The organism is Streptomyces sp. G5(2025) (assembly GCF_049542075.1).
Classification (GTDB): Bacteria; Actinomycetota; Actinomycetes; order Streptomycetales; family Streptomycetaceae; genus Streptomyces.
The window spans coordinates 4,711,161-4,737,775 of sequence record NZ_JBMUZT010000006.1 but is presented as its reverse complement, the minus strand read 5'-3'; the positions used below and the strand labels follow the sequence as shown (position 1 = coordinate 4,737,775).

The 26,615-nt window shown below is 72.4% G+C and carries 19 protein-coding genes; 5 read left to right on the top strand and 14 right to left on the bottom strand.

The genetic code is table 11. From position 1 onward, the window contains the following. Positions 1-13: 13 nt before the first annotated feature. The 5 genes from ACOBQB_RS32460 to ACOBQB_RS32440 all read right to left on the bottom strand — a co-directional run bounded on the left by ACOBQB_RS32460 (position 14) and on the right by ACOBQB_RS32440 (position 10,797). On the bottom strand, positions 14-1,576 hold the full coding sequence (locus ACOBQB_RS32460; protein WP_423596788.1) for a serine/threonine-protein kinase: 1,563 nt from the start codon (positions 1,574-1,576) through the stop codon (positions 14-16). A 163-nt stretch (positions 1,577-1,739) separates the two neighbouring features. After that, positions 1,740-3,362 (bottom strand): serine/threonine-protein kinase, encoded by a 1,623-nt coding sequence (locus ACOBQB_RS32455; protein WP_423596786.1) that lies wholly within the window; start codon positions 3,360-3,362, stop codon positions 1,740-1,742. A gap of 144 nt (positions 3,363-3,506) precedes the next feature. Further along, positions 3,507-6,422, bottom strand: a complete 2,916-nt coding sequence (locus ACOBQB_RS32450; RefSeq protein WP_423596784.1) for a protein kinase — start codon at positions 6,420-6,422, stop codon at positions 3,507-3,509. 138 nt (positions 6,423-6,560) lie between these two features. Continuing rightward, the gene (locus tag ACOBQB_RS32445) at positions 6,561-8,660 is read right to left on the bottom strand and encodes a serine/threonine-protein kinase (RefSeq protein ID WP_423596782.1); all 2,100 of its coding nucleotides are present in this window, start codon (positions 8,658-8,660) and stop codon (positions 6,561-6,563) included. A gap of 427 nt (positions 8,661-9,087) precedes the next feature. Beyond that, positions 9,088-10,797: a glycerol-3-phosphate dehydrogenase/oxidase gene (locus ACOBQB_RS32440; protein ID WP_423596780.1), complete on the bottom strand. Its 1,710-nt coding sequence runs from the start codon at positions 10,795-10,797 to the stop codon at positions 9,088-9,090. 228 nt (positions 10,798-11,025) lie between these two features. Between ACOBQB_RS32440 and ACOBQB_RS32435 the strand changes: the two genes are divergently transcribed. Then, a complete protein-coding gene (locus ACOBQB_RS32435) occupies positions 11,026-12,279 on the top strand; it encodes a nucleotide sugar dehydrogenase (protein WP_423596778.1) in 1,254 nt (417 codons plus the stop codon). Positions 12,280-12,360: 81 nt separating this feature from the next. On the opposite strand, the gene ACOBQB_RS32430 is transcribed toward ACOBQB_RS32435, so the two are convergent. The 4 genes from ACOBQB_RS32430 to ACOBQB_RS32415 form a co-directional block, all read right to left on the bottom strand. Continuing rightward, positions 12,361-13,485: a GuaB3 family IMP dehydrogenase-related protein gene (locus tag ACOBQB_RS32430; RefSeq protein WP_423596776.1), complete on the bottom strand. Its 1,125-nt coding sequence runs from the start codon at positions 13,483-13,485 to the stop codon at positions 12,361-12,363. Between the two features lie 111 nt (positions 13,486-13,596). Beyond that, on the bottom strand, positions 13,597-15,114 hold the full coding sequence (guaB, locus tag ACOBQB_RS32425; RefSeq protein WP_423596774.1) for an IMP dehydrogenase: 1,518 nt from the start codon (positions 15,112-15,114) through the stop codon (positions 13,597-13,599). A gap of 151 nt (positions 15,115-15,265) precedes the next feature. Further along, complete coding sequence (locus tag ACOBQB_RS32420) at positions 15,266-15,841, bottom strand: sigma-70 family RNA polymerase sigma factor (RefSeq protein ID WP_423596772.1); 576 nt, start codon at positions 15,839-15,841, stop codon at positions 15,266-15,268. 266 nt (positions 15,842-16,107) lie between these two features. Beyond that, a complete protein-coding gene (locus ACOBQB_RS32415) occupies positions 16,108-16,719 on the bottom strand; it encodes a response regulator transcription factor (protein ID WP_003948568.1) in 612 nt (203 codons plus the stop codon). A gap of 390 nt (positions 16,720-17,109) precedes the next feature. Between ACOBQB_RS32415 and ACOBQB_RS32410 the strand changes: the two genes are divergently transcribed. Then, positions 17,110-17,439, top strand: coding sequence for a WhiB family transcriptional regulator (locus ACOBQB_RS32410; RefSeq protein ID WP_423596770.1), 330 nt, complete (start codon positions 17,110-17,112; stop codon positions 17,437-17,439). Between the two features lie 42 nt (positions 17,440-17,481). On the opposite strand, the gene ACOBQB_RS32405 is transcribed toward ACOBQB_RS32410, so the two are convergent. Next, positions 17,482-18,411, bottom strand: coding sequence for a LysR family transcriptional regulator (locus ACOBQB_RS32405; protein WP_423596768.1), 930 nt, complete (start codon positions 18,409-18,411; stop codon positions 17,482-17,484). Positions 18,412-18,494: 83 nt separating this feature from the next. Here ACOBQB_RS32405 and ACOBQB_RS32400 point away from each other — a divergent pair, with 83 nt between their 5' ends. Continuing rightward, positions 18,495-19,172 (top strand): MOSC domain-containing protein, encoded by a 678-nt coding sequence (locus ACOBQB_RS32400; RefSeq protein ID WP_423596766.1) that lies wholly within the window; start codon positions 18,495-18,497, stop codon positions 19,170-19,172. A 58-nt stretch (positions 19,173-19,230) separates the two neighbouring features. Beyond that, complete coding sequence (locus ACOBQB_RS32395) at positions 19,231-20,004, top strand: SDR family NAD(P)-dependent oxidoreductase (RefSeq protein WP_423596764.1); 774 nt, start codon at positions 19,231-19,233, stop codon at positions 20,002-20,004. A gap of 200 nt (positions 20,005-20,204) precedes the next feature. Here the strand turns inward: ACOBQB_RS32395 and groL are convergent, their stop codons facing one another. From groL to ACOBQB_RS32380, 3 genes are all read right to left on the bottom strand, one after another. Further along, positions 20,205-21,833, bottom strand: coding sequence for a chaperonin GroEL (groL, locus tag ACOBQB_RS32390; RefSeq protein ID WP_423596762.1), 1,629 nt, complete (start codon positions 21,831-21,833; stop codon positions 20,205-20,207). A 117-nt stretch (positions 21,834-21,950) separates the two neighbouring features. Then, positions 21,951-22,259, bottom strand: a complete 309-nt coding sequence (groES, locus tag ACOBQB_RS32385) for a co-chaperone GroES (RefSeq protein ID WP_017239619.1) — start codon at positions 22,257-22,259, stop codon at positions 21,951-21,953. 510 nt (positions 22,260-22,769) lie between these two features. Then, positions 22,770-23,696, bottom strand: coding sequence for a polysaccharide deacetylase family protein (locus ACOBQB_RS32380; protein WP_423596759.1), 927 nt, complete (start codon positions 23,694-23,696; stop codon positions 22,770-22,772). Between the two features lie 82 nt (positions 23,697-23,778). Between ACOBQB_RS32380 and ACOBQB_RS32375 the strand changes: the two genes are divergently transcribed. Beyond that, positions 23,779-25,038, top strand: a complete 1,260-nt coding sequence (locus ACOBQB_RS32375; protein ID WP_423598905.1) for a class I SAM-dependent methyltransferase — start codon at positions 23,779-23,781, stop codon at positions 25,036-25,038. A 53-nt stretch (positions 25,039-25,091) separates the two neighbouring features. On the opposite strand, the gene ACOBQB_RS32370 is transcribed toward ACOBQB_RS32375, so the two are convergent. Next, positions 25,092-26,603 (bottom strand): MFS transporter, encoded by a 1,512-nt coding sequence (locus ACOBQB_RS32370; protein WP_423596757.1) that lies wholly within the window; start codon positions 26,601-26,603, stop codon positions 25,092-25,094. Positions 26,604-26,615 lie beyond the last annotated feature (12 nt).

Here is a 26,615-nt window from a genome sequence, read left to right as displayed (position 1 = left end):
ACGGGGCGGGGATTCATCGGCGTACGAACGTGTCGACCGCCGTGTCGAAGTACTTCCGCACCTGCTCCGCCTCCTCCACCGGTCCCGAGACCCACACGTCGTACATCCGGCCGCCCTCCTCCCAGCACAGGTCGTACGTGTGCCGCTCGCCGGCCGGCTTGTCGAAGCCGTCCCACGTGAACTCCAGGAGGGCGGCCGGGCGGCCGTTGCGCGTGGTCTCGGTGACCTCGCCGTCGCGGTAGCCGGGGTGGGTCCGTGGCCCCTCGGTGTCCGAGCGGCGCTGCGCGGCGAGCGGGCCGCCCGGCTCCCGGTCGGACTCCCTGATGCCGATGCGGTAGGTGCCGCTCGGCGAGAGGTAGAAGACGCGGGGCCCCTCGGTCCGGCGTGCGAAGCCCTTCGGCACGGCGATCGAGAAGCCCTCCGGGTCCTTCGCCAGGCGGTACCCGTCGGGCGGCTGGGGCGCGGGCGGCTTGGGCGTACGGGTGCTCCGGGTGACTGTGACGGTGGGCGTCGGGCCGCTGACGGAGGTGGCGGGCGAGGCGGTGTTCGCCGGCGTACCGCCGTCCCCGTCCCTGCCGAGCAGCAGCGCGGCGGCCGAGACCCCGGCCCCGGCCACGGCCGCCGCCAGCGCCCCGGCGATCAGCATGACCCGCCCCTGACGGCCGCGCGCCGCACCGGGCTCCGGCAGGCCGGTGCCCGCCCCGCCGTGGCCCGAGCGCGCGGGCATGTGCCCGGTGTCGACGTATGCCCGCAGCAGCCGTTCCGCCTCCGCCGCGTCGATGCGCCGCCGCGGGTCGCGCTCCAGGAGGCCGAGGACGGCCGGGAGGAGCGGCGCCGCGCTGTCCGGCGGTCGTATCTCCTCGTAGACGACGGCGTGCAGGACGCCGCCGATGGAGTCCCTGCGGAAGGGCGACTCGCCGGACAGCGCGGTGACGAGCAGCGCGCCGAGCGACCACAGGTCCGACTTCGGGCCGGTCCGCTCCCCCGCGATGCGCTCGGGCGCGGTGTACTCGGGCGAGCCCACGAACGACCCCACCTCCGTGAGCGTCGTCGCGCCGCTGACCTGCGCGATCCCGAAGTCGGTGAGGACGACACGGCCGGTGGCCCGCTCCACCAGTACGTTGGCGGGCTTGAGGTCGCGGTGCAGGACGCCCGCCTCGTGGGCCGTGCTCAGGGCGCCGAGGAGGTTGATGCCCATGCGCGCGACCGCCTGCGCGTCCAGCGGCCCGTGCCGTGCGATCCGACCTGCGAGGGAGCCGCCCTCGATCAGCTCCATCACGATGTAGGGCTGTTCGTCGTGCACGACGACGTCGTGGACGACGACGATGTGCGGATGCCGCAGCTGCGCCACGGCCCGGGCCTCGCGCAGGGTCCGCTCGCGCGCCTGCGTGGCCTCGGTGTCGGAGAGCGACTCGTCCCGCTCCAGCTCCTTGACGGCGACCTGGCGCGCGAGCACCAGATCGGTGGCCCGCCACACGACGCCCATGCCGCCCCTGCCGAGCCGCGCCTCCAGGCGGTAACGGCCCGCGATCACACGGGCGTTGCTCCCACCTGCGTGGTCTCCCAGGCTCCCCATGCGGCCATCATGCCCCACACGTGTACGAACGGAATGGGTCTCACCGAGCGGCTGGCGGGTTCCGGCCGCACGGGACGGGCGCACCGGGAGCGCCGGGAGCACCGGGGAGCGCCGAGGGGGCGCCGGGGGCGCACCACGCGCCCCCCGGCGCGGGCGCGGGCGCTCAGCCCTCCCGCCATCCCCGCAGCATCGCGTCGAACTGCTCGCGGGTGGTGTCCCAGTCGTCGGCGGGGGCCGACATGTAGAGGGCGTACTCCACGCCGTCACGGCTGAGATACGTCTGTTCGATCGCGCGGCGCGGACCCCTGGTGGTGTCGTTCGCCCCGGCCTTCCAGCTGAACTCCCACAGGGCGCCCGGCCGGTCGCGGAACGTGTTGGAGTTCAGGTGCAGCCGCCGGTACTCGGGGAGCCGCAGGGCCTTCTCCAGCGACAACAGGTGCAGGTACGAGGTCTCGTACTGCGGTTTCCTGTCGACGGCGATGCGCAGGAAGCGGCGGCCGCCGTCGGGCGTGTAGTCGACCTGGTTGCCGTCCACCTGGCGCTTCCAGCCCTTGGGCAGCATGAGGCTGAAGCCGTCCGGGTCCTTCACCCGCCGCCAGTCCGCCGGGATGCCGCCCACGGTCTCGCCCGTACTGCTGCCGGCCGCGGACCGCTCCTGGCCGCCGGCTCCCGTGAGCTGTAGATAGCCGAGGACACCGGCGCCGCCGAGCAGCGCCGCCGCGACGGCGAGTGCGGCGACGGCGAGCCGGCGGCGGCGCCTCCCGGCCGGACGGGCCGGGGCGGAGGTGTGGGCCCCGATCGCCACGGCGGGGCCGTCCGCGGCCTCCTCGGCCGCGGCGGCGGCGACGTCGCGCCGCGTGCCGGAGGCGGGGTGCGCGGCGGAGGCGGGGGGCGCGCCGGAGGCCGGGTGTCGGCTCGTGGCGTGCGCCTGCGTCGGCACGTATGCCTGCGCGGTGTGCGGGCGGCGGCCCTCTGCCGCCTCGGCGAGCATGTGCTCGGCCTCCTCGGCGGTGGGCCTGGCCGCCGGATCCTTGCGCAGGAGGGCGCTGATGACGGGCGCGAGGACCCCGGCGTGCGCGGGCGGCGCGGGCTCCTCGGTGACCACGGCCTGCATGGTGCCGATCGGTGACGTGCGCCGGAACGGGGAGGTGCCCTCGACCGCCGTGTACAGCGTCGCGCCGAGCGCCCACAGGTCGGAGGCGGGGCCGGGGTTGGCGCCGCTGACCCGCTCGGGTGCGAGATAGTCGACGGAACCGACGACTTCCCCGGTGCGCGTGATCGTCGAGTCGCCCTCGATCGCCGCGATCCCGAAGTCGGTGAGCAGGATCCGCCGGTCCCTCGCCAGGAGTACGTTGCCGGGCTTGACGTCGCGGTGCAGCACCCCGGCGGCGTGCGCGGCGCGCAGGGCCTTGAGCGTCCACAGGCCGATGCGGGCGGCCTCGATGGCGTCGACGCGGCTCTCCTCCTTGACCGCGTCGGCCAGCGAGCGGCCTTCGACCAGCTCCATCACGATCCAGGGCCGGTCGTCGTAGTCCAGGACGTCATGGACAGTGACCACGGCGGGATGGTTGATCCGGGCGGCGGCCCGCGCCTCGGCGTGCGTGCGCGCGAGGAGGATCGTGCGGTCGGCCTCCTGCGCGTACTGCGCGGCCGTCAGTTCCTTGACGGCGACGGCACGGTGCAGCACCTCGTCCCGGGCGCGCCACACCCGCCCCATGCCACCGCGGCCGATGGACTCCCCGAGTCGGTAGCGGCCCGCGAGGAGCAGGCCCTGGCTCTGATTCACGTTCCCCCGCAATGGTCTTGACAGGGTCAGGGTAGGGAGGGAGGGGCGCGCGCGGAACCACAGGGGGCCCATGGAGACCTCTATGTGACGCATGCCGTTGATGTACCGGGGCGGGTCAGTCGGCGGTCCGCGAGTCGCCGGGGGCTAATCGGTGACCTGGTACGTCTTCGACGCCTGCTCGAACAGCCGTGTCACCTCGTCCCGTTCGGCCTCGGGCCCCCGCACCTGCACCACGTGGTACTTCCCGCCGGCGACCATCGCGAGATTGCGTACGTAGACCTCACGGCCCTCCCCGTCCTGCCAGGTGAACTGCCCCTCCGCCATGGCCCGCCCGCCCACGTCGATGCGGCGCATGCCGCTGGAGGTGGCCCAGGAGGAGTCGCGGAACGGCTGGAGCTCGCGCTCGTGCTCACGCTGGTACTTCATGGGGTCGCTGCCGTAGCTGTCCGTGGTGTCGCGCCCCGGCACCACGAGCAGTTCGAAGTCGCCGTGGGTGTAACGCACCTGGCCCCGACCGTTCTTGGGCTGCCGGTCCCAGCCGCGCGCCACGGCGACGCGGAAACCTTCCGTGTCCTTGCGCAGCGTGAAGCCTTGCGGCACCTCGGGGCTGTGGGGCCCGTCGGTCTGCGCTTCCTGCGAACTGGGGCTGTTGCCGGCCTTGTCCTCGCCCTTGCCGTCGCCCTTGCCGTCGTTCTCGCCTTCGGCCCTGCCGTCGTCGTTGTTCTTGCCGTTCTTGCCGTTCTTGCCGGGCTTCTCCTCCTGGCTGGGGTCCGCGCTCGCCTCCCCCACGGTCCCGGCTCGGTCACCCGGCTCCTTCTCACCGGCCTTGGGCAGGAACAGCATGGCGTACGCGACCGCCGCGGCGAGCCCGACGAGGATGGCGATGAGCAGCAGCCGCCCCAGCGAACGGGGCCGCGCGGTGCCCAGGGCCTGCGGTACCCGCTGCGGCCCCGCCTCGCGGAACGGCTCAGCCCCACGAACCGGCCCGGCCTCGCGCGGCGCGGCCTCACGGGACCGCTGCGGCTCACGGGACCGCTGCGGCTCGCGTAGAACACGCGCGGCCTCGACGGCCCGCGCCTCCTTGCCCCTGCCCCGCTTGTGGCGGCCGTGGCCCCCGGCGGGCGCGGGCGCGGCGGAGCGGCGCCCGCGCACGACCTCGCGGCGCCTGCGCACGACCTCGCCGCGACGGCGTACGACGGGCAGCCGCCCGGCGTCGTACGGCGGCACCGGCACGACATGCGTCCCGGCCTCGGGCTCCGGGGCCGACCGCACCAGGGAGCGGAGCCAGCCGCTCAGCTCCTCGAAGTCGAGCCGCTCGGTGGGGTCCTGACGCAGCAGGGACTCGACCACGGGCCGCAGCGGGCCGCACTCCTCGGCGAAGGCGGGCGGCTCGGCGCACACCATCTGCACGAGTTCCGCGGTGCTGTCCTCGGGGTAGGGCGCGTGTCCCTGCACGGCGCGGAAGAGCAGCGCCCCGAGGGCCCACAGGTCGGTGGCGGGGCCGATCGGCGCGGCGAGCTGCCAGTTCTCGTGCACGGGACCGGCCTGCTCGGGCGCCCACCGCTCGGTGACGGCCCCGACGACCACCATGCGGGCGTGCCGGGCCCGCTCGGCGGCCAGCGCGGTGGCGGGTCCGCGGGGGGTTCCGGCCTCACCGCCGGTCATGTCCCACGCCCCACGCTCCTCGCGCGCGCCGCCGGGCGCGGGGGAGGTGCGACGCGCCGCGCCATGCGCCTGGGTCGCCTGGGCCTGAGCCGCCTGAGCCTGGACCGTCTGAGGCTGGATCGCCTGAGCCCGGGCCGGCGTGGTGACTGGGCCGCCGGGCTCACGCGGGGCCACCACTCGCCCCCCGCTCTCGCCCCGGACCGCCTGCCCGCCCCGCCGGGCTGCGTCGCCGTCCCTGCCGCCCTGCCCGGAGCGGTCTCCGTCCCGCGCCGCCAAGCCCTTCTGGCCGTCGCCGCGCGGAACCGCCCCATGCCAGGGCTTCGTCTCGCCGACTCCATACGGGTCCGAGATCCGCCCGGCCGCTGCGGGCTCCGCGGCGCCGCCCCGAGGCCCCGGCACGCCCGCGGCCCGAGGCCCGGTGCCGCCCGCGTCCGTCCCCGTCGGCGGCTCCTCCTCGACGCGTGCGGAGGCCTGTGCCGAGGCCCGTGCGGCGCCCGCGCGATACGCCGCGAGGGACCCGCCGCGCGCGGCCCGCGCCGCGCCCCGGCCGGAGTCCCCGGGCTCTCCGGGTCCCCCGCCGCGCTCGATCTCTTCGTGCTCTTCATACGCCTCCGGTGCGGGCTCAAGCGGCACGCCCCTGTACTCCACCCGCGAGGCACCTTCATACGCACCCTCTGAGGCACCTTCATAGGCGCCCCCAGGGGCACCCTCATACGCGGCCACGTTCCCGACCGATCCCGCCGAACCGGCGGCCTCCCCCGCCTCCACGGGCCGGGGGTCGTACCCGCACAGGGCCTCCTCGGCCGCGCCAGCGGCGAGTCCCGTCAGCATCACGCGACCGTCGTCGCAGATCAGCACCGTGCGCGCGGTGATGTTCCGGTGCACCCAGCCGTGCGCGTGCAGCACCCGCAGCGCGGCCAGGACGTCCGCGGCGACCTCGGCCGCCCGGTAGGGGCTCAGCGGCCGGTCCGCGAGGAGCGCCGCCAGCGGCCTCGCCGCCACCAGTTCGCTGACGATCCACAGCGAGCCGCCCTCGGCGAACACGTCGAAGACCTGGTCGAGCCGGGGGTGGTCCGGTATCTGCGCGGCCGTCTGCGCCGCCTCCATCGCGCGCCGCACGGCCGGATCGGTGGGCCTGCGTGTCGTGCGCGCGGAGGCCCGCCGCACCCCGGCGCCGCCCGGACGCGCTCCCGCCCGGGGCACGAACCCCTCGGGCAGGTCGTCCTCGTCGAGCACCTCGGCCTCGACCACCTCGGGCAACGGCACCTGCCTGACCAGGACTTCCTGGCCGCTGTAGGTGTCGAAGGCACGGGATTCGGCGAGCTCGTACTCGTCCGAGGGAGGCAGCGGCAGGCGGTAGCGGTCGGCGAGCACCCGTCCCGCATAGTCGTCCACGACGCCTCCCCCGTCCGCCCGGTGGTCAATTCCGATCGACTTACGGCTTGTTGCGGCTCGTTGCGGCTGCCTACGGCCCGCAAGCATTCACGATACGTGCCATGGGCGAACCGCAATGAGGGGATACGAGATCTCAGCTCACGACTTCGGCTGGAACGTCCTCGTGAAGGTCCGCCACGTGGCCCGCCGCTCCTCGCCCTTCCAGTCGTCGGCCTTGGCGGTGTACATCATTCCGTAGCCGAGCCCGCCGTTGACGACGAAGCCGCGGTCGACGGAACGGTACTTCGTGCCGCCCTCTACGTAGGTGAACTCCCAGTCAGCGGTGTTCCACCCGCGGAAGTCCACCTTCTCGATCCTGATCCGGTCGTACTGCGACCGGACCATGTAGTTCTCCTGGTTCTTCCAGTCGCTCACCGGGTTGCCCTTGGGTGTGGTAGTCCAACCGATGAGCAGCTTCTGGCTGTTGGGCCCGGTGAACCGCGCGCCCGCCGTGCCCGTGGACCGGTACTTCCACCCCTTCGGCAGCCCGATCTTGAAACCCTGGTCGTGCTCGTACGTGGACGCCGCGCCGTCACCCGGCTTCTTGCCGTCGTCCTTGCTGGGGTCGTGCCCCTCGCCCTCGTCCGAGTCGGCCTCGTCGCCCTTGCCCTGGTCCGTGCCCTGGCCCTGCCCCTGCCCCTGGCCCTTGTCGTCGGCGGAACCGGAACCCGAGCCGCCGTCCGTCTCCTTGCCCGCGTCCTTGCCGGTGTCCTTGCCGTCTCCGCCCGCGGTCGCCCCGCTGGACGCGGCCTTGTCGCCGCCCTTGCTGTCCCGGCCGGAACCGCCGTCCTCATCACTCGACAGCGCGAAGGCGAGCACCGTGCCGAGGACGGCGAGCACGGCCACCACGGACGCGATGACCAGCGTCCGGCGCGGCACCACATCGGTGAGCGACGCCTTGGGCGGCACCCGGGGCGCCCCCCGCGGCGGCGCGCTCGGCGCCGGCGGCACAGGCGCCCCGCGCCCGACCCCGGACGCACCGGAACCGACCGAACCAGGCCCGGAACCCGAGCCCGCACCTGTCCCCGAACCGGCCGCAGCACCCGCACCCGCACCCGTGGCGGCCTTGCGCACCGACCGCAGCGCACCCTTCAGCCGATCCGCGGCCTCCTCACCCTTGCGCCCCGCGACGGACCCGGAGGCGGCGGACGCACCGGCGGCACCGGCGGCCGCGCCCGCACCGGCCTTCTTCGTCAGCCTGGCCGGAGTGCCCGGCCGGGCCGTCTTGGACGGCTTCGAGGGCTTCGACGGTTTGGACAGTCGGCTGGTCCTGGCCGGCGGCGGCGGAACCGGAGGCAGCGGCACGACCTTGGTCGCCTCGACCGGTTCCGGCTCCGCCTCAGCCCCCGCCCCGTGGATGACGTCCATCAGGAGCGCCCGCGCCCCTGCGTCGTCCAGCCGCTGCTGGGGGTCCTTGGCGAGCAGGCCGTAGATGACCGGCGCCAACGGCCCCGCGTTCTGGGGCTTGTCGACGTCCTCGGTCATCACCGCGGTGAGGGTCGCGATGGCCGACCCCTTGTCGTACGGAGGTACGCCCTCCACCGCCGCGTACAGCAGGCCGCCCAGCGACCACAGGTCGGCCGCGGGGCCCGGCTTGTGCCCGCGCGCCCGCTCCGGGGAGATGTACGAGGGCGCGCCGACGAGCATGCCGGTCGACGTGATCGACGGGTCACCCTCGACCTGGGCGATGCCGAAGTCGGTGAGCACGACCCGGCCGTCCTCGGCGATCAGCACGTTCGACGGCTTCACGTCGCGGTGCAGGATCCCCTCGCGGTGCGCGGACCGCAGTACGTCGAGGATGGCGAGGCCGACCTCGGCCGCCCGCCGCGGCGTGAGCACGCCGTCCTCACGGATCGCCTCCGCGAGGGACTTGCCCTCGACCAACTCCATCACGATCCACGGCCGGTCGTCCTCGTCGACGACGTCATAGACCGTCACCGCGCTGTTGTTGCGGATCCGCGCGATCGCCTTGGCCTCGCGCAGCGTCCGCGTGATGAGCCGCCGCTTCTCGTCCTCGTCGATACTCGACGGGAACCGCAGCTCCTTCACCGCGACCGTACGGCCCAGGGTCTCGTCCTTGGCGCGCCACACAGTGCCCATGCCGCCGCGGCCGAGCACCTCTCCCAGCCGGTACCGGCCGGCAAGGAGACGTTCGCTCTTGTCCCGACGGGCGTCACCCGTCTGCTCCGCGTCCGACATGCGTCCCCTCTGCTGCTACCGCTGCTACCCGCGCAACCCGCCCTGACAGAGCCTTCATTGTCCCTTACTCAAGGACCGGCCGGCGCCCAGGGTCCACCGTCCCTCATGAGAGACCACGTACCGGGAGGAAGCGCCACGCCGACACCGCGCTCACTGGCGGCCGTCGCCCTGGCGGCGATCCTCATCAGCCTGACGGCAGGCCAGCCGCACCGCACGGCGTCGGCCCTGGATGCCACTCTTCCGCTGCTCACCGGTCCCGGCAAGGCCCCGGCCGCGGCCCTCCTGCCCCGCGAGCGGTCCGCACCACCCCCACGCCCCCTCCGCCCCCGCCGTCAGCCCTCCCTCACGGAGCCTCAACAACCCCGTGAGGCAAGGCCCGTACGCCCCGGCGCGCCGCTTCCCGAGGCCGGCACACGGAGTCGCCCGGCTAACCGAGCGGCACGATGTCCGGCGCGCCCAGCCGCGCCGCGTCCGCCGTCAGGTCGTCCGGCTGACGCTGCGACTCCCGCTCGGCCTCCACCCGCTTCTCGTAGTGCTGCACCTCCCGATCGATCTGGCCCTTGTCCCAGCCGAGGACCGGCGCCATCAGCTCGGCACACTCCCGGGCGCTGCGCGTGCCCCGATCGAACGTCTCGATGGAGATGCGCGTCCGCCGCGTCAGGACGTCGTCGAGGTGCCGGGCGCCCTCGTGCGACGCGGCGTAGACGACCTCGGCCCGGAGGTAGTCGTCGGCCCCCGGCAGGGGTTCGCCCAGCTTCGGGTCGGTGGTGACGAGTTCGAGCACCTCTTCGGCCAGCGCGCCGTACCGGTTCAACAGGTGCTCCACGCGCACGACATGAAGGCCCGTCCGGGCGGCGATCCGCGCGCGGGCGTTCCACAGCGCTTTGTACCCCTCGGCCCCGACCAGGGGGATGTCCTCGGTGACGCAGTCGGCGACCCGCTGGTCCAGACCGTGCACGGCCTCGTCGACGGCGTCCTTGGCCATCACCCGGTACGTCGTGTACTTGCCGCCAGCGATGACGACCAGGCCGGGCGCCGGGTGCGCGACCGTGTGCTCGCGCGACAGCTTGCTCGTGGCGTCCGACTCACCGGCGAGCAGCGGCCGGAGGCCGGCGTAGACCCCCTGGACGTCGTCGCGGGAGAGCGGCACCGCGAGCACCGAGTTCACGTGTTCGAGCAGGTAGTCGATGTCGGCGCTGGACGCGGCCGGGTGGGCCTTGTCGAGGTCCCAGTCCGTGTCGGTCGTGCCCACGATCCAGTGCCGGCCCCAGGGGATGACGAACAGGACGCTCTTCTCGGTCCGCAGGATCAGGCCGGTCGTGGAGCTGATCCGGTCCTTGGGGACGACCAGGTGGATGCCCTTGGAGGCCCTGACGTGGAACTGCCCGCGCTCCCCGACCATGGCCTGGGTGTCGTCCGTCCACACGCCGGTGGCGTTCACGATCTGCTTGGCGCGGACCTCGTACTCCCCGCCGCCCTCCACGTCCTGCACCCGGGCGCCGACCACGCGCTCGCCCTCACGCAGGAAGCCGGTGACGCGCGCGCGGTTGGCGACCTTCGCGCCGTACGCCGACGCGGTGCGCACGAGGGTGGCGACATAGCGGGCGTCGTCCATCTGGGCGTCGTAGTACTGCATCGCGCCGACGAGCGCGTCCTTCTTCAGGCAGGGGGCGACCCGCAGGGCGTGGCGGCGCGTCAGGTGGCGGTGCATGGGCAGGCCGCGGCCGTGTCCGCGCGACATCGACATGGCGTCGTACAGCGCGACGCCCGATCCGGCGTACCACCGCTCCCAGCCCTTGTGCTGCAAGGGGTAGAGGAACGGCACCGGCTTCACGAGGTGCGGGGCGAGCCGCTCCAGGAGCAGGCCGCGCTCCTTCAGCGCTTCCCGGACGAGCGCGAAGTCGAGCATCTCCAGATAGCGCAGCCCGCCGTGGATCAGCTTGCTCGACCGGCTCGACGTGCCCGAGGCCCAGTCGCGGGCCTCGACGAGGCCGGTGGACAGTCCGCGGGTCACCGCGTCGAGGGCGGTCCCGGCGCCGACCACCCCCGCGCCGACCACCAGGATGTCCAGCTCCCTGTCGGCCATTCCCGCAAGTGACTCGGCACGCTCCGCCGGCCCCAGTGTCGCTGTCCTCACCGCTGCCTCCCGCTGTGATCGGGTGTGGTCGGACTCACATCATGCCCAGATTTCCTTCGCCCTCGCCGATCTCGTCCGCAGCCTGTGGACAACACTCCGGACCGGCACAGCAGTGCAATGCCACAAAACGGTCATATTTACTCCTAGTCTGACATTGCGCTGGTCCCCCTTGTCCACAGGGCTTGCGCGCTCGTCCCGCTCCGGCTATTGGGAGGACGGCCCACCGCCATGCCCGCAGATCTCGCCGTCATCGGTCTCGGCCACCTCGGCCTGCCCCTCGCCCAGGCCGCCGTCGCGCGCGGCATCGCCACCATCGGCTACGACCCCGCCCGCGCCGCCGACCTGGCGGGCGGCCGCCTGCCCTGCGACGGCGCCGAGGGCACCCTCACCGCCGCCGACGTCCGCCGGATGCTCTCGGGGGGCTTCCGGCCGACCACCGACCCGGCCCCGCTCGGCCGGGTGCGTACCGCCGTCATCTGCGCGCCCACCCCGCCCGCCGCCGACCGCTCGCTCGACCTGAGCCAGGTCGCCGACGCCGCACGGGCCCTGGCCGCACGTCTGCGCCCGCACACCACCGTGATCCTCGAATCTCCCGCGTACCCGGGTACCACCGAGGAATTCGTCCGGCCGCTCCTCGAATCCGGTTCGGGTCTGCGCGCCGGCCGCGACTTCCACCTCGCCTACTCCCCGGGCCGCCTCGACCCCGGCAACCGCTCACACGGCTACGCGTGCACCCCCAAGGTCATCGGCGGCCTCACCCCGGCCTGCACCGAATCGGCGGCCGCCTTCTACGGCCGCCTGACCGACAAGGTCGTACGCGCCCGAGGGCCCCGCGAGGCCGAGACCGTGCACCTCCTGGAGACCAACTACCGGCACGTCAACATGGCCCTGGTCAACGAGATGGCGGTGCTCTGCCACGACCTGGGCATCGACCTGTGGGACGTCATCCGCTGCGCGGAGACCAAGCCCTTCGGCTTCCAGGCCTTCCGCCCCGGCCCCGGCGTCGGCGGCCACGGCGTCCCTCTGGACATCCCGAACCCGTCCCGCGGCGCCCGCCCCCTGCGCATGGTCGAACTGGCCCAGCAGGTCAACGACCGCATGCCCCAGTACGTCATCCAGCGCTCGGCGACGCTGCTCAACGAACACGGCAAGTCCGTCCGCGGCGCCCGCGTCCTGCTCCTCGGCGTCACCTACAAGCCCGACCTCGCCGACCAACAGGGCGCCCCCGCCCAGGAGGTGGCGACCCGTCTGATGGAGCTGGGCGCCGCCGTCAGCTACCACGACCCCTACGTCCCCAACTGGAGCGTCCTGGGCCGCCCCGTCCCGCGCGCGGACTCCCTCTACGAGGCGGCGGCCGAAGCCGACCTCACGATCCTGCTCCAGCACCACCGCACGTACGACCTCCAGGGACTGGCCGTGAAGGCGCAGCTGCTCCTCGACACGCGCGGCGCGACCCCGGCGGGCGCGGCGCACCGCCTCTAGGCACGCGCGCGTGCACGTACGCGTGAGGCCCGGACGCATAGGCGTCCGGGCCTCACCTCGGTCACACGCTCGGCGCGAGCGTCACCGCTTGTGCTGCGAGTCCCCGACCGTCACCTCGACGCGCTGGAACTCCTTGAGCTCGCTGTAGCCCGTCGTGGCCATCGCGCGGCGCAGCGCCCCGAAGAAGTTCATCGAACCGTCCGGAATGTGCGAGGGACCGGTGAGGATCTCCTCGGTCGTGCCGACCGTGCCGAGGTCGACCTTCTTGCCGCGCGGCACGTCCTCGTGGACGGCCTCCATGCCCCAGTGGTGGCCCTTGCCGGGCGCGTCCGTGGCCCGGGCCAGCGGGGAGCCCACCATCACGGCGTCGGCGCCGCACGCGATGGCCTTGGGCAGGTCGCCGGACCAGCCCACGCCACCGTCGGCGATGACGTGCACGTAACGGCCGCCGGACTCGTCCATGTAGTCGCGGCGGGCGGCCGCGACGTCGGCGACGGCGGTGGCCATCGGGACCTGGATGCCCAGGACGTTGCGCGTGGTGTGCGCGGCGCCGCCGCCGAAGCCGACGAGGACACCCGCGGCGCCCGTGCGCATCAGGTGCAGAGCGGCGGTGTAGGTGGCGCAGCCGCCCACGATGACCGGCACGTCGAGCTCGTAGATGAACTGCTTGAGGTTCAGCGGCTCGGCGGCGCCGGAGACGTGCTCGGCGGAGACGGTGGTGCCGCGGATCACGAAGAGGTCGACCCCGGCGTCCACGACCGCCTTGGAGAACTCGGCGGTGCGCTGCGGGGAGAGCGCGGCGGCGGTGACCACACCGGAGTCGCGCACCTCCTTGATGCGCTGCCCGATGAGGTCGGCCTTGATCGGCGCGGAGTAGATCTCCTGGAGGCGCCGGGTGGCGGTCTCCGAGTCCAGCTCGGCGATCTCGTCGAGCAGCGGCTGCGGGTCCTCGTACCGCGTCCAGAGGCCTTCGAGGTTCAGGACGCCGAGGCCGCCCAGCTCACCGATGCGGATGGCGGTCTGCGGGGAGACCACCGAGTCCATGGGAGCGGCCAGGAAGGGCAGCTCGAAGCGGTAGGCGTCGATCTGCCACGCGATCGAGACCTCCTTCGGGTCGCGGGTGCGCCGGCTCGGTACGACGGCGATGTCGTCGAAGGCGTACGCGCGGCGGCCGCGCTTGCCGCGCCCGATCTCGATCTCAGTCACGTTGTGGGGCCTTTCCCTCTTGGTCTGCCTGTCCAGTATCCCCGACACGCACGGAAGGGGCGGCCCCGGTGAGCGGGACCGCCCCTCCACGCGCGCGTGGAGCGCAGGAGACTACTTGCTACGGCTGTAGTTCGGCGCCTCGACCGTCATCTGGATGTCGTGCGGGTGGCTCTCCTTGAGCCCCGCGGACGTGATGCGGACGAAGCGGCCGTTGGCCTGGAGCTCGGGGACGGTGCGTCCGCCCACGTAGAACATCGACTGGCGCAGACCGCCGACCAGCTGGTGGACGACCGCGGAGAGCGGGCCGCGGTAGGGCACCTGGCCCTCGATGCCCTCGGGCACCAGCTTCTCGTCGGAGGCGACGCCCTCCTGGAAGTAGCGGTCCTTGGAGAAGGAGCGCTGGTCGCCGCGGGACTGCATGGCCCCGAGCGAGCCCATGCCGCGGTACGACTTGAACTGCTTGCCGTTGATGAACATCAGCTCACCGGGGGACTCCTCGCAGCCGGCGAGCAGCGAGCCCAGCATGACCGTGTCCGCGCCGGCGACGAGCGCCTTGGCGATGTCTCCGGAGTACTGCAGGCCGCCGTCGCCGATGACCGGGACACCGGCCTCCTTGGCGGCGAGCGAGGCTTCGTAGATGGCCGTCACCTGCGGGACGCCGATGCCGGCGACGACACGCGTCGTGCAGATGGAGCCGGGGCCCACACCGACCTTGATGCCGTCGACACCGGCGTCGATGAGCGCCTTGGCGCCCTCGCGCGTGGCGATGTTGCCGCCGATGACGTCGATGCCCGGGGCGTCGGACTTGATCTTGGCGACCATGTCGCCGACCAGACGGGAGTGGCCGTGCGCGGTGTCGACGACGATGAAGTCGACGCCCGCGGCAACCAGCGCCTGGGCGCGCTCGAAGGCATCACCCGCGACACCGACGGCGGCGCCGACCAGGAGGCGGCCCTCGCCGTCCTTGGCGGCGTTCGGGTACTTCTCGGCCTTCACGAAGTCCTTGACCGTGATGAGGCCCTTGAGGATGCCCGCGTCGTCGACCAGCGGCAGCTTCTCGATCTTGTGGCGGCGCAGCAGCTCCATGGCGTCCACGCCGGAGATGCCGACCTTGCCGGTGACCAGCGGCATCGGCGTCATGACCTCGCGGACCTGACGGCTGCGGTCGTTCTCGAAGGCCATGTCGCGGTTGGTGACGATGCCGAGCAGCTTGCCCGCCGCGTCGGTCACCGGGACGCCGCTGATGCGGAACTTCGCGCAGATCGCGTCGGCCTCACCGAGCGTCGCGTCCGGGTGCACGGTGATGGGGTCGGTGACCATGCCGGACTCGGAGCGCTTCACCAGGTCGACCTGGTTGGCCTGGTCGGCGATGGAGAGGTTGCGGTGCAGCACGCCGACGCCGCCCTGCCGCGCCATGGCGATCGCCATGCGGGACTCGGTGACCTTGTCCATCGCGGCCGACAGCAGCGGGACGTTGACGCGCACGTTCTTCGAGATGAACGAGGAAGTGTCGATCTGGTCGGGCGCCATGTCCGACGCGCCCGGCAGCAGCAGCACGTCGTCGTAGGTCAGCCCGAGTGTCGCGAATTTCTCGGGCACCCCAGTCGAAGAACCGCCGTTTGCAGTCATGACACCTTCCCCAAATGGCCTTGATCGGTGCGGATGTCCATGCTAACGGGAACCGAGGGTGTCTCATTCCACGATCAAGATCATCGAGCAGCTTTGTACGTTCGTACGTCAGTGCCCGCTGTGGTACGACCCTCAGTACTTACTGCTCGACTTACTGCTCGGCGAGCGCCCGCAGGCGGCTCAGTGCCCGGTGCTGGGCCACCCGCACCGCCCCGGGCGACATGCCCAGCATCTGTCCGGTCTCCTCGGCCGTGAGCCCGACCGCGATCCTGAGCAGCAACAGCTCGCGCTGGTTCTCCGGAAGGTTGGCGAGGAGCTTCTTGGCCCACTCCGCGTCACTACTGAGCAGGGCGCGCTCCTCCGGGCCGAGCGAGTCGTCGGGCCGCTCGGGCATCTCGTCGGAGGGCACGGCGGTGGATCCGGGACGGCGCATCGCCGCGCGCTGCAGATCGGCCACCTTGTGCGCGGCGATCGCGAAGACGAACGCCTCGAAGGGCCGTCCCGTGTCCTTGTAGCGCGGCAGGGCGAGGAGCACCGCGACGCAGACCTCCTGCGCCAGGTCCTCCACGAAGTGCCGCGCGTCACCCGGCAGCCGGGACAGCCGGGCGCGGCAGTACCGCAACGCCAGCGGGTGCACGTGCGCCAGCAGGTCGTGCGTGGCCTGTTCGTCGCCGTCGACGGCGCGAAGGACGAGGGCACCGATCACCGTCGTCTTGTCATCGCGCATCGGTCCATGGTGCCTTGGTGGCGACTGATCCGTGGCACCGCGTCCGTAGTTGTGCACTGAAGCGTTATGAGCAGGTGCGCCGGAACTCATCTCCTGCGCCCTCCCCTCCCGCTCGATCGACTCGTCCCCGAGGAACTCCACACCTCAAGGATGCGGCATCGGCGGCGAAGCGACGGCAACCGCTCCCGAAAAGGTCGAAAGCGGGCGTCCGTCGCCCCGCCCACCGAGCGGCGGGCGGGGAGCACCGCGCCCCCGCTGCGGCGCACTCAGCGGACCAGACCCCAGCGGAAACCGAGCGCCACCGCGTGTGCCCGGTCCGAGGCGCCGAGCTTCTTGAAGAGCCGCCTGGCGTGCGTCTTCACCGTGTCCTCGGAGAGGAAGAGCTCGCGTCCGATCTCCGCGTTCGACCGGCCGTGGCTCATGCCTTCGAGGACCTGGATCTCACGCGCGGTGAGCGTGGGCGCGGCGCCCATCTCGGCCGAGCGCAGTCTGCGCGGGGCGAGCCGCCACGTCGGGTCGGCGAGCGCCTGCGTGACCGTCGCCCGCAGTTCGGCGCGCGAGGCGTCCTTGTGCAGATAGCCGCGGGCACCGGCGGCCACCGCGAGCGCGACCCCGTCGAGGTCCTCGGCGACGGTGAGCATGATGATGCGCGCACCGGGGTCGGCGGACAGCAGCCGCCGGACGGTCTCCACGCCGCCCAGACCGGGCATGCGTACGTCCATCAGAATCAGGTCCGAGCGGTCGGCGCCCCAGCGGCGGAGGACTTCCTCGCCGTTGGCCGCCGTCGTCACACGCTCGACGCCGGGCACGGTCGCGACCGCCCGGCGGAGCGCCTCTCGGGCAAGCGGGGAGTCGTCGCAGACGAGGACGGATGTCATGACTGTCCTCCGCGGCTCTCACAGCTGCTGCGCGTCACCTTGAGCCTCCAGGCTGGTACTTATTCGTCACCTGTGCGGTTGACGCTCTCGGACACCTGCCCGAGCGCTTGTTCTTTCAACCGCCTCCGCCCTCTCAACGACGGTCACCCGAAAGAGTTACGGGGCTGCCAGTCATCTTCGGCACTCTACGTGAGGGCCCGAACACAGAGCAGAGCGTGCGGCAGACCCTCAACGTTTCATCACAAGCTATGCCCCATTTAGCGGCTTTTCTTCCCATTTACCGGTGTCTGTGGCTAGATTCGCAATGAGTCATATTTTCATCTCCTTAGATAGTAGATGTACGGTCGTGGGCACCGTACCCGCGTCAGAACGGCTTCAAGGGGACCAGCAATGGCAGATTTCTCCCGCCTTCCCGGACCGAACGCAGATCTGTGGGACTGGCAGCTCCTCGCGGCCTGCCGCGGGGTCGACAGCTCGCTCTTCTTCCATCCGGAGGGCGAGCGGGGCGCGGCGCGCAGCGCACGAGAGAACTCCGCCAAGGAGGTCTGCATGCGGTGCCCGGTGCGCGCGGAGTGCGCCGCTCACGCACTCGCGGTGCGCGAGCCGTACGGCGTGTGGGGCGGACTGACCGAGGACGAGCGCGAGGAACTCATGGGGCGGGCCCGCAACCGCCTGGTCACGGCGTCCGCGTCGGTGGACAGAACCGCGTCACACCCCTGAAGGAACGTTTCTCCAAGCAGGTCCGGCGCCCCCGCCCGGCGGTCAGCGGGTCGCGGCACGCGCGAGGTGGTCCAGCGTGGCGGCGACGGCCGGCACCTGCGCCAGATCCGGCAGGGTGAGCGCGACGATCTCCCGCCGCACGGCAGGCTCCACCGTCACCGTGCGGGCACCCCGGGGGCGCACCGACTCGATCGCGAGCTCGGGCAGTACGGCCACCCCGAGGCCCGCGCCGACCAGCCCGATCACCGCCGGATAGTCGTCGGTCGCGAAATCGATCCGGGGCACGAAGCCGGCCCCCTCGCAGACCTCCACCAACTGCCGCCGGCAGCGCGGGCAGCCCGCGATCCACGGCTCATCGGCGAACTCCCCGATGGTCACCGCGTCGGCCCCCGCGAGCCGGTGCCCCTCGGGCACGAGCCCGACGAGCCGGTCCGCGAGCAGGGGGCGTACGACGAGGTCGTCCCACTCCTCGCCGGCGGACGCACCGGCGCCCTTGCCCTGAGGCGCTTCGCGCCGCCCCTCGTACCGGAAGGCCAGCGCCACGTCGCAGTCGCCCTCGCGCAGCATCTCCACCGAGCGCGGCGGTTCGGCCTCCACGAGGGAGACGCGCGTGCCGGGGTGGGCCGCGCGCAGCGCGGCGAGGGCGCCGGGCACCAGTGTCGAACTGCCGCTCGGGAAGGAGACGAGGCGGACCCGGCCCGCACGCAGGCCCGCGATGGCGGCGATCTCCTCCTCCGCGGCGGTGAGGCCGGCGAGGATGCCCGTGGCATGCCTGACCAGGGCCTCGCCCGCCTGCGTCAGCCGCATCTCGCGGCCGGTGCGGATGAGCAGCGGCGTACCGGTCGAGGCTTCGAGGGCCTTCATCTGCTGGCTGACGGCGGGCTGGGTGCAGCCGAGCTCGCGGGCCGCCGCCGAGAAGGAGCCGGTGGCGGCCACGGCGCGCAGGACACGGAGATGACGGGCCTCGATCATGATTCCGATCATAAGCGATGCTTGGGCCTGAGGCGAAATATTCGGTCGCGCCTTTGGGTTGGGTGGACCTACGCTGCGGGATCATGAAGCTTCTCTCTGTGAATCTGGGCCGTCCCGAAGCCGCCTCGTACACGGATGCCCCCTCCGGCCGCACCGGCATCGCCAAGCGCCCGGCGTCAGGACCGGTCAAGGTGACCGCGCCGGGCCCCAAGGGCGTCGCAGGCAGCGGCCTGGCCGGCGACGCGGTCGCCGACCTGCGCCACCACGGCGGGAACGACCAGGCGGTGTACGCCTACGCGCGCGAGGACCTCGACGCCTGGGAGGACAAGCTCGGGCGCTCCCTGCCCGACGGCTCCTTCGGCGAGAACCTCACGACGTCCGGGCTCGACGTGAGCGGCGCGAGGATAGGCGAGCGCTGGCGGGTCGGCGCCGACCTGGTGCTCGAAGTGACGAGCGGCCGTATCCCCTGCCGTACGTTCCAGGGCCACCTCGGCGAGCGGGGGTGGGTGAAGCGGTTCACCCTGGAAGGCGTTCCCGGCGCCTATTTCCGGGTGATCGAGCCCGGTGAGATCAAGGCCGGCGACCCGGTCGAGATCCTGCACCGGCCGGCGCACGAGGTCACCGTCGCCCTCCAGTTCCGCGCCGTCACGACGGAGAACACGCTGCTGCCGCGGCTGCTCGCCGCGGGCGAGGCGCTGCATCCCGAGGTGGCGGAGCGGGCGCGCAAGTACGCGGCGCGCTCCGGCGCGGAGGTCTCGTGATCCGGAGGCATGGCGTCCGTGCGGCGCGGCCGTCGTCGGACCTCACTAGCCTTGGGCCATGACTACGGCTCTGATTACGGGATCAACCGCCGGCATCGGCGCCGCCTTCGCGCGACGCCTCGCCGGTGACGGCCACAACCTCGTCCTGGTGGCGCGCGACACCAAGCGGCTGCGGGAACAGGCGACCGAGCTGCACGACCGGCACGGCATCGAGGCGGAGGTGCTCACCGCCGACCTCGCCACGGACGAGGGCATCGAAGCCGTGGAGAAGCGGCTCTCGAACCGCAGGGACACGGTCGATCTGCTGATCAACAACGCCGGGTTCGGCAACAAGGGCCGGTACCTGGAAGTCCCGATGGCCGACGAGCTGACCATGCTCAAGGTGCACTGCGAGGCGGTGCTGCGCCTGACGTCGGCGGCCGTGGAATCGATGCGGGAGCGGGGCCGGGGCGGCGTGGTGAACGTCGCGTCGGTCGCGGCGTTCCTGCCGCGCGGTACGTACGGGGCCTCCAAGGCCTGGGTCGTGCAGTTCACGCAGGGCGCGGCAAAGGACCTGGCCGGTTCCGGGGTGCGGCTGATGGCGCTGTGCCCCGGCTTCGTGCGGACGGAGTTCCACGAGCGGGCGGGGATGGGCACGTCCAACATCCCCAACTGGATGTGGCTCGACGCGGACAAGCTGGTGGCGGCGGCGCTGGCCGACTTGGCGCGGGGCCGGACGGTCTCGATCCCGGACCCGCGGTACAAGGCGCTGATGGGCGTCGCCAAACTGACGCCCAGGTCTCTGCTGGGCGGGGTCACGTCGCGTAGAGGGCGGAAGTACGGCCCCCAGTAGCCCTGGCCCTGGGCGGGCCGCGAGCCCCTAAAGGGGCCGTGCCCCGTCAGGGGTGCGGGGAACTGCGCGACCGGCCAGGAACAACCCGCACCCGGCGACGCACAGCAACCCGGCAGCCGCACCCCGGAAAAGGCCGAGGCCCGGCTCCCCCGCGAGGGGAAGCCGGGCCTCGGTACACCGTTCAGGCGGAGCGGCAGCGATCAGTGCGAGTGACCGTGACCGTGGCCGTGTCCGGCCTCCGCCTCGTCCTCGGCCGGCTTCTCGACGACCAGCGTCTCGGTCGTAAGGAGCAGCGAGGCGATCGACGCGGCGTTCTCCAGCGCGGAGCGCGTGACCTTGACCGGGTCGATGACGCCGGCCTTGACCAGGTCGCCGTACTCGCCGGTCGCGGCGTTGAAGCCGAAGCCCTTGTCCAGCTCGGCGACCTTGGAGGTGATGACGTAACCCTCCAGGCCGGCGTTCTCGGCGATCCAGCGCAGCGGCTCGACGGCGGCGCGGCGGACGACGGCGACACCGGTGGCCTCGTCGCCGTCCTTGCCGAGGTTGCCCTCAAGGACCTTCACGGCGTGGACGAGCGCGGAGCCGCCACCGGAGACGATGCCCTCCTCGACCGCGGCGCGGGTCGCGGAGATGGCGTCCTCCAGACGGTGCTTCTTCTCCTTCAGCTCCACCTCGGTGGCGGCGCCGACCTTGATGACGCACACGCCGCCGGCCAGCTTCGCGAGGCGCTCCTGGAGCTTCTCGCGGTCCCAGTCGGAGTCCGTGGCCTCGATCTCGGCCTTGATCTGGGCGACGCGGCCCTCGACGTCGGCCTTGTTGCCGCCGCCGTCGACGATCGTGGTGTCGTCCTTGGTGATGGTGACGCGGCGGGCGGTGCCGAGCACGTCCAGGCCGACCTGGTCGAGCTTGAGGCCGACCTCCTCGGCGATGACGGTGGCACCGGTGAGGGTGGCCATGTCGCCGAGCATCGCCTTGCGGCGGTCACCGAAGCCGGGGGCCTTCACCGCGACGGCGTTGAAGGTGCCGCGGATCTTGTTCACGACCAGGGTCGACAGGGCCTCGCCCTCGACGTCCTCGGCGATGATCAGCAGCGGCTTCGAGGAGTTGGACTGGATGACCTTCTCAAGCAGCGGCAGCATGTCCTGGATGGAGGAGATCTTGCCCTGGTGGATCAGGATGTACGGGTCGTCGAGGACGGCCTCCATACGCTCCTGGTCGGAGACCATGTACGGCGAGAGGTAGCCCTTGTCGAAGGCCATGCCCTCGGTGAAGTCGAGCTCCAGGCCGAAGGTGTTGGACTCCTCGACGGTGATGACACCGTCCTTGCCGACCTTGTCCATCGCCTCGGCGATGAGCTCGCCGACCTGCGGGTCCTGGGCGGACAGACCGGCGACGGCCGCGATGTCGGCCTTGTCATCGATCGGCCGGGCGGTGGCGAGGAGCTCCTCGGAGACGGCCTTGACGGCGGCGTCGATGCCCTTCTTCAGGGCGGCCGGGGAGGCGCCGGCGGCGACGTTGCGCAGGCCTTCCTTGACCAGGGCCTGGGCCAGCACGGTGGCGGTGGTGGTGCCGTCACCCGCGATGTCGTTGGTCTTGGTCGCCACCTCCTTCACCAGCTGGGCGCCGAGGTTCTCGTACGGGTCCTCGACCTCGACCTCACGGGCGATGGTGACGCCGTCGTTGGTGATGGTGGGGGCGCCGAACTTCTTGTCGATGACGACGTTGCGGCCGCGGGGGCCGATCGTCACCTTGACCGTGTCGGCAAGCTTGTTGACGCCGCGCTCAAGGGCGCGACGGGCGTCCTCGTCGAACTTCAGGATCTTCGCCATGGGAGCGATTCAGCCCTCTCGAAAACTCGGGTGAACGAACTGCGCCCCTCGCCGCCCGGCAATCAGCGGGGTGACCAGGGGCGCAGCTCGAAAAGCAATGCTTCTGCTTCGGGTGAACTACTTCTCGACGATCGCGAGCACGTCGCGAGCCGAGAGGACGAGGTACTCCTCGCCGTTGTACTTCACCTCGGTGCCGCCGTACTTGCTGTACAGCACGATGTCGCCGGTCTTCACGTCGAGCGGCAGGCGCTCGCCGTTCTCGAAGCGGCCCGGGCCCACGGCCAGGACGACGCCCTCCTGGGGCTTCTCCTTGGCGGTGTCCGGAATGACCAGGCCGGAGGCCGTGGTCTGCTCGGCATCGAGCGGCTGGACCACAATGCGGTCCTCAAGCGGCTTGATGGCAACCTTGGAGCTGGTGGTCGTCACGATCCGGTCTCCCCCTTCGGAGATCTCACGGGGTCAAGTCTGAGGTGTGGCGACCAGGTGGATCCGTCGTCGCGGGTGCCGGACCTGCCCGTCGCTGTTGGCACTCTCCAACGGGGAGTGCCAGAAGCGAGACTAGGACGGCGATTAGCACTCGGTCAAGCGGAGTGCCAATCGGCGGCGTCGGGCTTTACGTGTTCCGGCTTCACGGGGAGGGGGTGCCCCGTGGCCGGGCGGGCGCGGGAGTGGCCTTGTCCGGACAACGGCTCCGCGGGGTCCGGGGTTCCTCCCCCGGCGTTTCCTTCGTGTCGTTCGCGTGGGGCGGCCGCGTCTTTAGGGCCTGCCCGCAGCGGGAGCCGTCAGGCTTGCGCGGCGGCAGTCTCTCCGCGGCTTTGCGGCCCAGGCGTTCGATCGGATCGACCGACTCGGCGCAGGCCGTCAGCAGCGCGGGCGCGAGTACTCCGCACAGCAGGGCCCCGGCGAGGAGGCGGCGGTGTGCCCGCGCCCGCCGGGTCACAGGTAGTCCTCCAGCCGGGCCACCGCGTAGCCCTTGTCCGTGACCGTCTTCATGACCCGGCGGACCATGTCGGGCATGGTGCCCTTCCAGTCCTCGCGGCCCCGGAAGTGGGTGAGGATGATGTCGCCGGGATGCAGGTCACGGTCCCACTCGCGGTAGGCCATGCGGTCGGCGAAGGCCTCCGCGTTCCACAGCGGCACCGCCTTGATGCCGCAGGACTTGGCGGCCCGCAGCGTGTCCCGGTTGTAGTTCCCGTACGGCGGCCGGAAGAGCTCGGGCCGCTTGCCGTAGCGCTTCTCGATGACGTTCTGCATGCCGCAGATCTCGCGGCGCTGGCGCTCGTACGACAGTTTGGGCAGGTACGGGTGGTGGAGGGTGTGGTTGTTCAGGACGACACCGCGGTCCTGCATCGTCTTGAAGTAGCCGTAGTCCTCCTTGACCAGGTAGTCGCTGAGGAAGGCGGTGTAGGGGATCTTCAGGTCGCTCATCATCCGCAGCAGCGCCCGGTCCTTCTCGGCACCGTCGTCGATGGTCAGGAAGACGACCTTCTTCTTGGTCGGGATCGTCGTGAAGACGGGCGGCAGCTTCGCCTGGCCCTTGACCTCGAAGCCCTTGCGGGTGGTCAGGCGCGGCTTCTTCGCGGGCGGCGGGGGCGCGGTCAGCGGCGTCTTGGCGAGGCCCCAGCGCTTGGCGGCGGCGACCCGCGCCGCCTGGGCGGCGCCGAGCTGGCGGGCGTAGGAGTCGAGGGCCCGGGCGGGCGGGGCCTGGAGCGGCTGCTGGCCATGAGCGGGCGCCACGCCGCCGGAGCCGACCTCGGAGACACAGCCCGAGGCGACCGCCGCGACGGCCAGGGCGGCCACCACGGCACGCGCCTGATTCTTCCGTCTTACGGCGGATTCTTCGTTTTGTCGTACGAGTTGCATGGCGCCGGATCCTCGCAGCTCACCGCCGCACCCGGCGGCCGACACCGCCGCCCGCCGCGCACCATCCACCGACTGGCCCACAATGGGGCAGGTGAACGCCCCGAACACACCGAGCAGCCCCGCCGCCGGCCACGCCTGCGGCGACGCCGGTCCCGGTGACCCCCTCGCCGCCTTCGCCGCCCTGCGCACCGGCACCGGCCGGGCCCTGCTCGACGAGGTGCGGGATGTCGAACCCGCCCAGGAACTCGCCGCCGCCACCCGGCTGCGCCGCGCCTACCCGGCGCCGCTGGTCTCCGCCGCCCTCGCCCAGGCGCGGCTGCGCCGGCGGGCCGCGGCGAAGTTCGGCGCCGAGGACGCGGCCCGGATGTTCTTCACACCGAACGGCGTCGAGCAGTCCACCCGCGCCTCCGTCGCCGCGCACCGGGCCGAGCGCTTCAAGGCCCTCGGGGTGCGTTCCCTCGCGGACCTGTGCTGCGGCATCGGCGGCGACGCGATCGCCCTGGCGCGGGCCGGGATCTCCGTACTCGCCGTCGACCGCGACCCGCTGACGTGCGCGGTCGCCCGGGCCAACGCGGAGGCGCTCGGCCTCGCCGGCCTGATCGAGGTGCGCGAGGCCGATGTCACCGACGTCGACACCTCGGCGTACGACGCGGTGTTCGTGGACCCGGCGCGGCGCTCCTCCAAGCGGGGCCGCATCTTCGACCCGGAGTCCTACTCCCCGCCGCTGTCCTGGGCGGTCGAGGCGGCCCGCGAGGCCCCCCGCGCCGCGCTGAAGATCGCCCCCGGCATCCCGCACGGGGCGGTCCCCGCCGAGGCCGAGGCCGAGTGGATCTCGGACGGCGGCGACGTGAAGGAGGCCGTGCTGTGGTTCGGCACGGACTCCCCCGCCTCGCACCGCGCGACGCTCCTGCCCCGCGACGTCTCCCTGCACAGCCCCCTCGCCACCATGCTGCCCGACCCTGGGGTGCGCCCCGTGGGACGGTACCTGTACGAGCCGGACGGCGCCGTCATCCGCGCGCACCTGGTCGCCGAGGTCGCGGCCCGGGTCGGCGGCGGACTGATCGACGAGACCATCGCGTACGTGACCTCCGACGAGCTGCGTACGACTCCGTATGCCGTCGCGTACGAGATCACCGATCAGCTTCCCTTCGGCGTGAAGAAGCTGAAGGCGCTGCTGCGCGAGCGGGAGGTGGGCATCCTCACCGTGAAGAAGCGCGGCTCGGCGGTCGAACCGGAGGAGCTGCGCCGGAAGGTGAAGCCGCAGGGCAAGAACGCGGCGACGGTGTTCCTGACGCGCGTGGCGGGGGCGCCGGCGATGCTGATCGGACACCCGGCCCCGTAAGGGGCGCGGGGAACTGCGCCACCAGCCACAGCCGACCCGCGGGCTCCGAGATGTCAGCCCCGCCGGCGCTTGAGGAGCGGGGCCCGGGGCGGAGCCTCGATGCGGGAGCTGTGGGCGCGGGCAACAGGGTCCGGGGCGGGGTCCTGGGGCGGTGGTGCGGGCGATGACGGGCGCCGGCCGTGCACCACCGCCGTCGCCAGCGCGGCCGCCACCAGGAGCCCTGCGGACACCGCGAAGGCCGCCGCCTGCCCCTCGGCGAGGGAGGCCCGGTCCGTGCCCGCTCCCGTGGCGTTCGCCGCGACCGTGACCAGGACCGCGAGGCCGAGCGAGCCGCCGAGCTGGCGCGAGCTGTTGAGCAGCCCGGAGGCCATGCCGGTCTCCTCGGGTGCCACACCGCTGGTCGCCGCCGTGCCCAGCGGGACGAAGCACATGCCGATGCCGACGCTCGCGACCAGCGAGGGCCCCAGGATGGAGCCCAGGAACGTGCCGCCCGCCTCGACCGTCAGCGCGAACCACCCGAACCCGGCGGCCCCCAGCAACCCGCCCGCCACGAGCAGTGCCCGCTCACCGGCCCGGCCGATCAGCCGGGTGGCGGCCATCGACCCGGCCACGACACCCGCGCAGAACGGCAGGAAGGCCGCACCGGCCGCCGTCGCCCCGTACCCCATCACCTCCTGGAGGTAGAGCGAGGTGAAGTAGAAGGCGGCGAACTGCCCCGACGACATCAGCAGCGCGAAGACGTTCGCCGAGAGCACGGGCCGGTGGGCGGTCCCCAGCAGACCGAGCCGCAGCAGCGGCTCCCGCTTGCGGGCCTCGACGGCGACGAAGGCCACGAGCAGCACGGTCGCGGCGCCGAGCGTGCCCAGCGTGGTGCCGGACCCCCAGGCGTACGTCTCCGTGCGCACGAGACCGAGTACGAGCACCGCCGTCCCGGCCGTGACGAGCAGGGCCCCGGTGACGTCCAGGCGGGGCGCGGGCCCGGTGCGGCGGTCGACGGGCACCCCGCGGCGCGAGGCCAGGAGGGCGGCGGCGACCACGGGGACGTTGACGAGCATCACGGAGCGCCAGCCCACCCAGTCGGTGAGCAGCCCGCCCGCCATGATCCCGACCGCGCCGCCGAGCGCGCCCGAGACGCCCCACAGCCCGAGCGCCCGGGAACGCGCGGGCCCCGCCGCGTAGTTGACGGTGATCAGGGCGAGCGCGACGGGGGCGAGCGCCGCCGCGCCCGCGCCCTGCACCGCGCGGGCCGCGACGAGCTGCCACGGCGTCAGGGCGAGCCCGCCCACGAGACTGGCCACGCCGAAGACGACGAAGCCCCACAGGAGGGTGCGCCGCCGCCCGGCGAGGTCGGCGAGGCGCCCGCCGAGCATGAGCAGGCCGCCGAAGGCGAGGGCGTAGGCGTTGACGACCCAGAGCAGCGAGTCGGGGGCGAAGCCGAGGTCGTCACCCATGTCGGGCAGGGCGATGTTGACGACGGACATGTCGAGGGAGACGAGGAACTGCACGGTGAGCAGCACCGGCAGTAACCGTCCTTGCGAGGCACGCGAGTTCACCTTGTTCACCATGCGCGGCACATT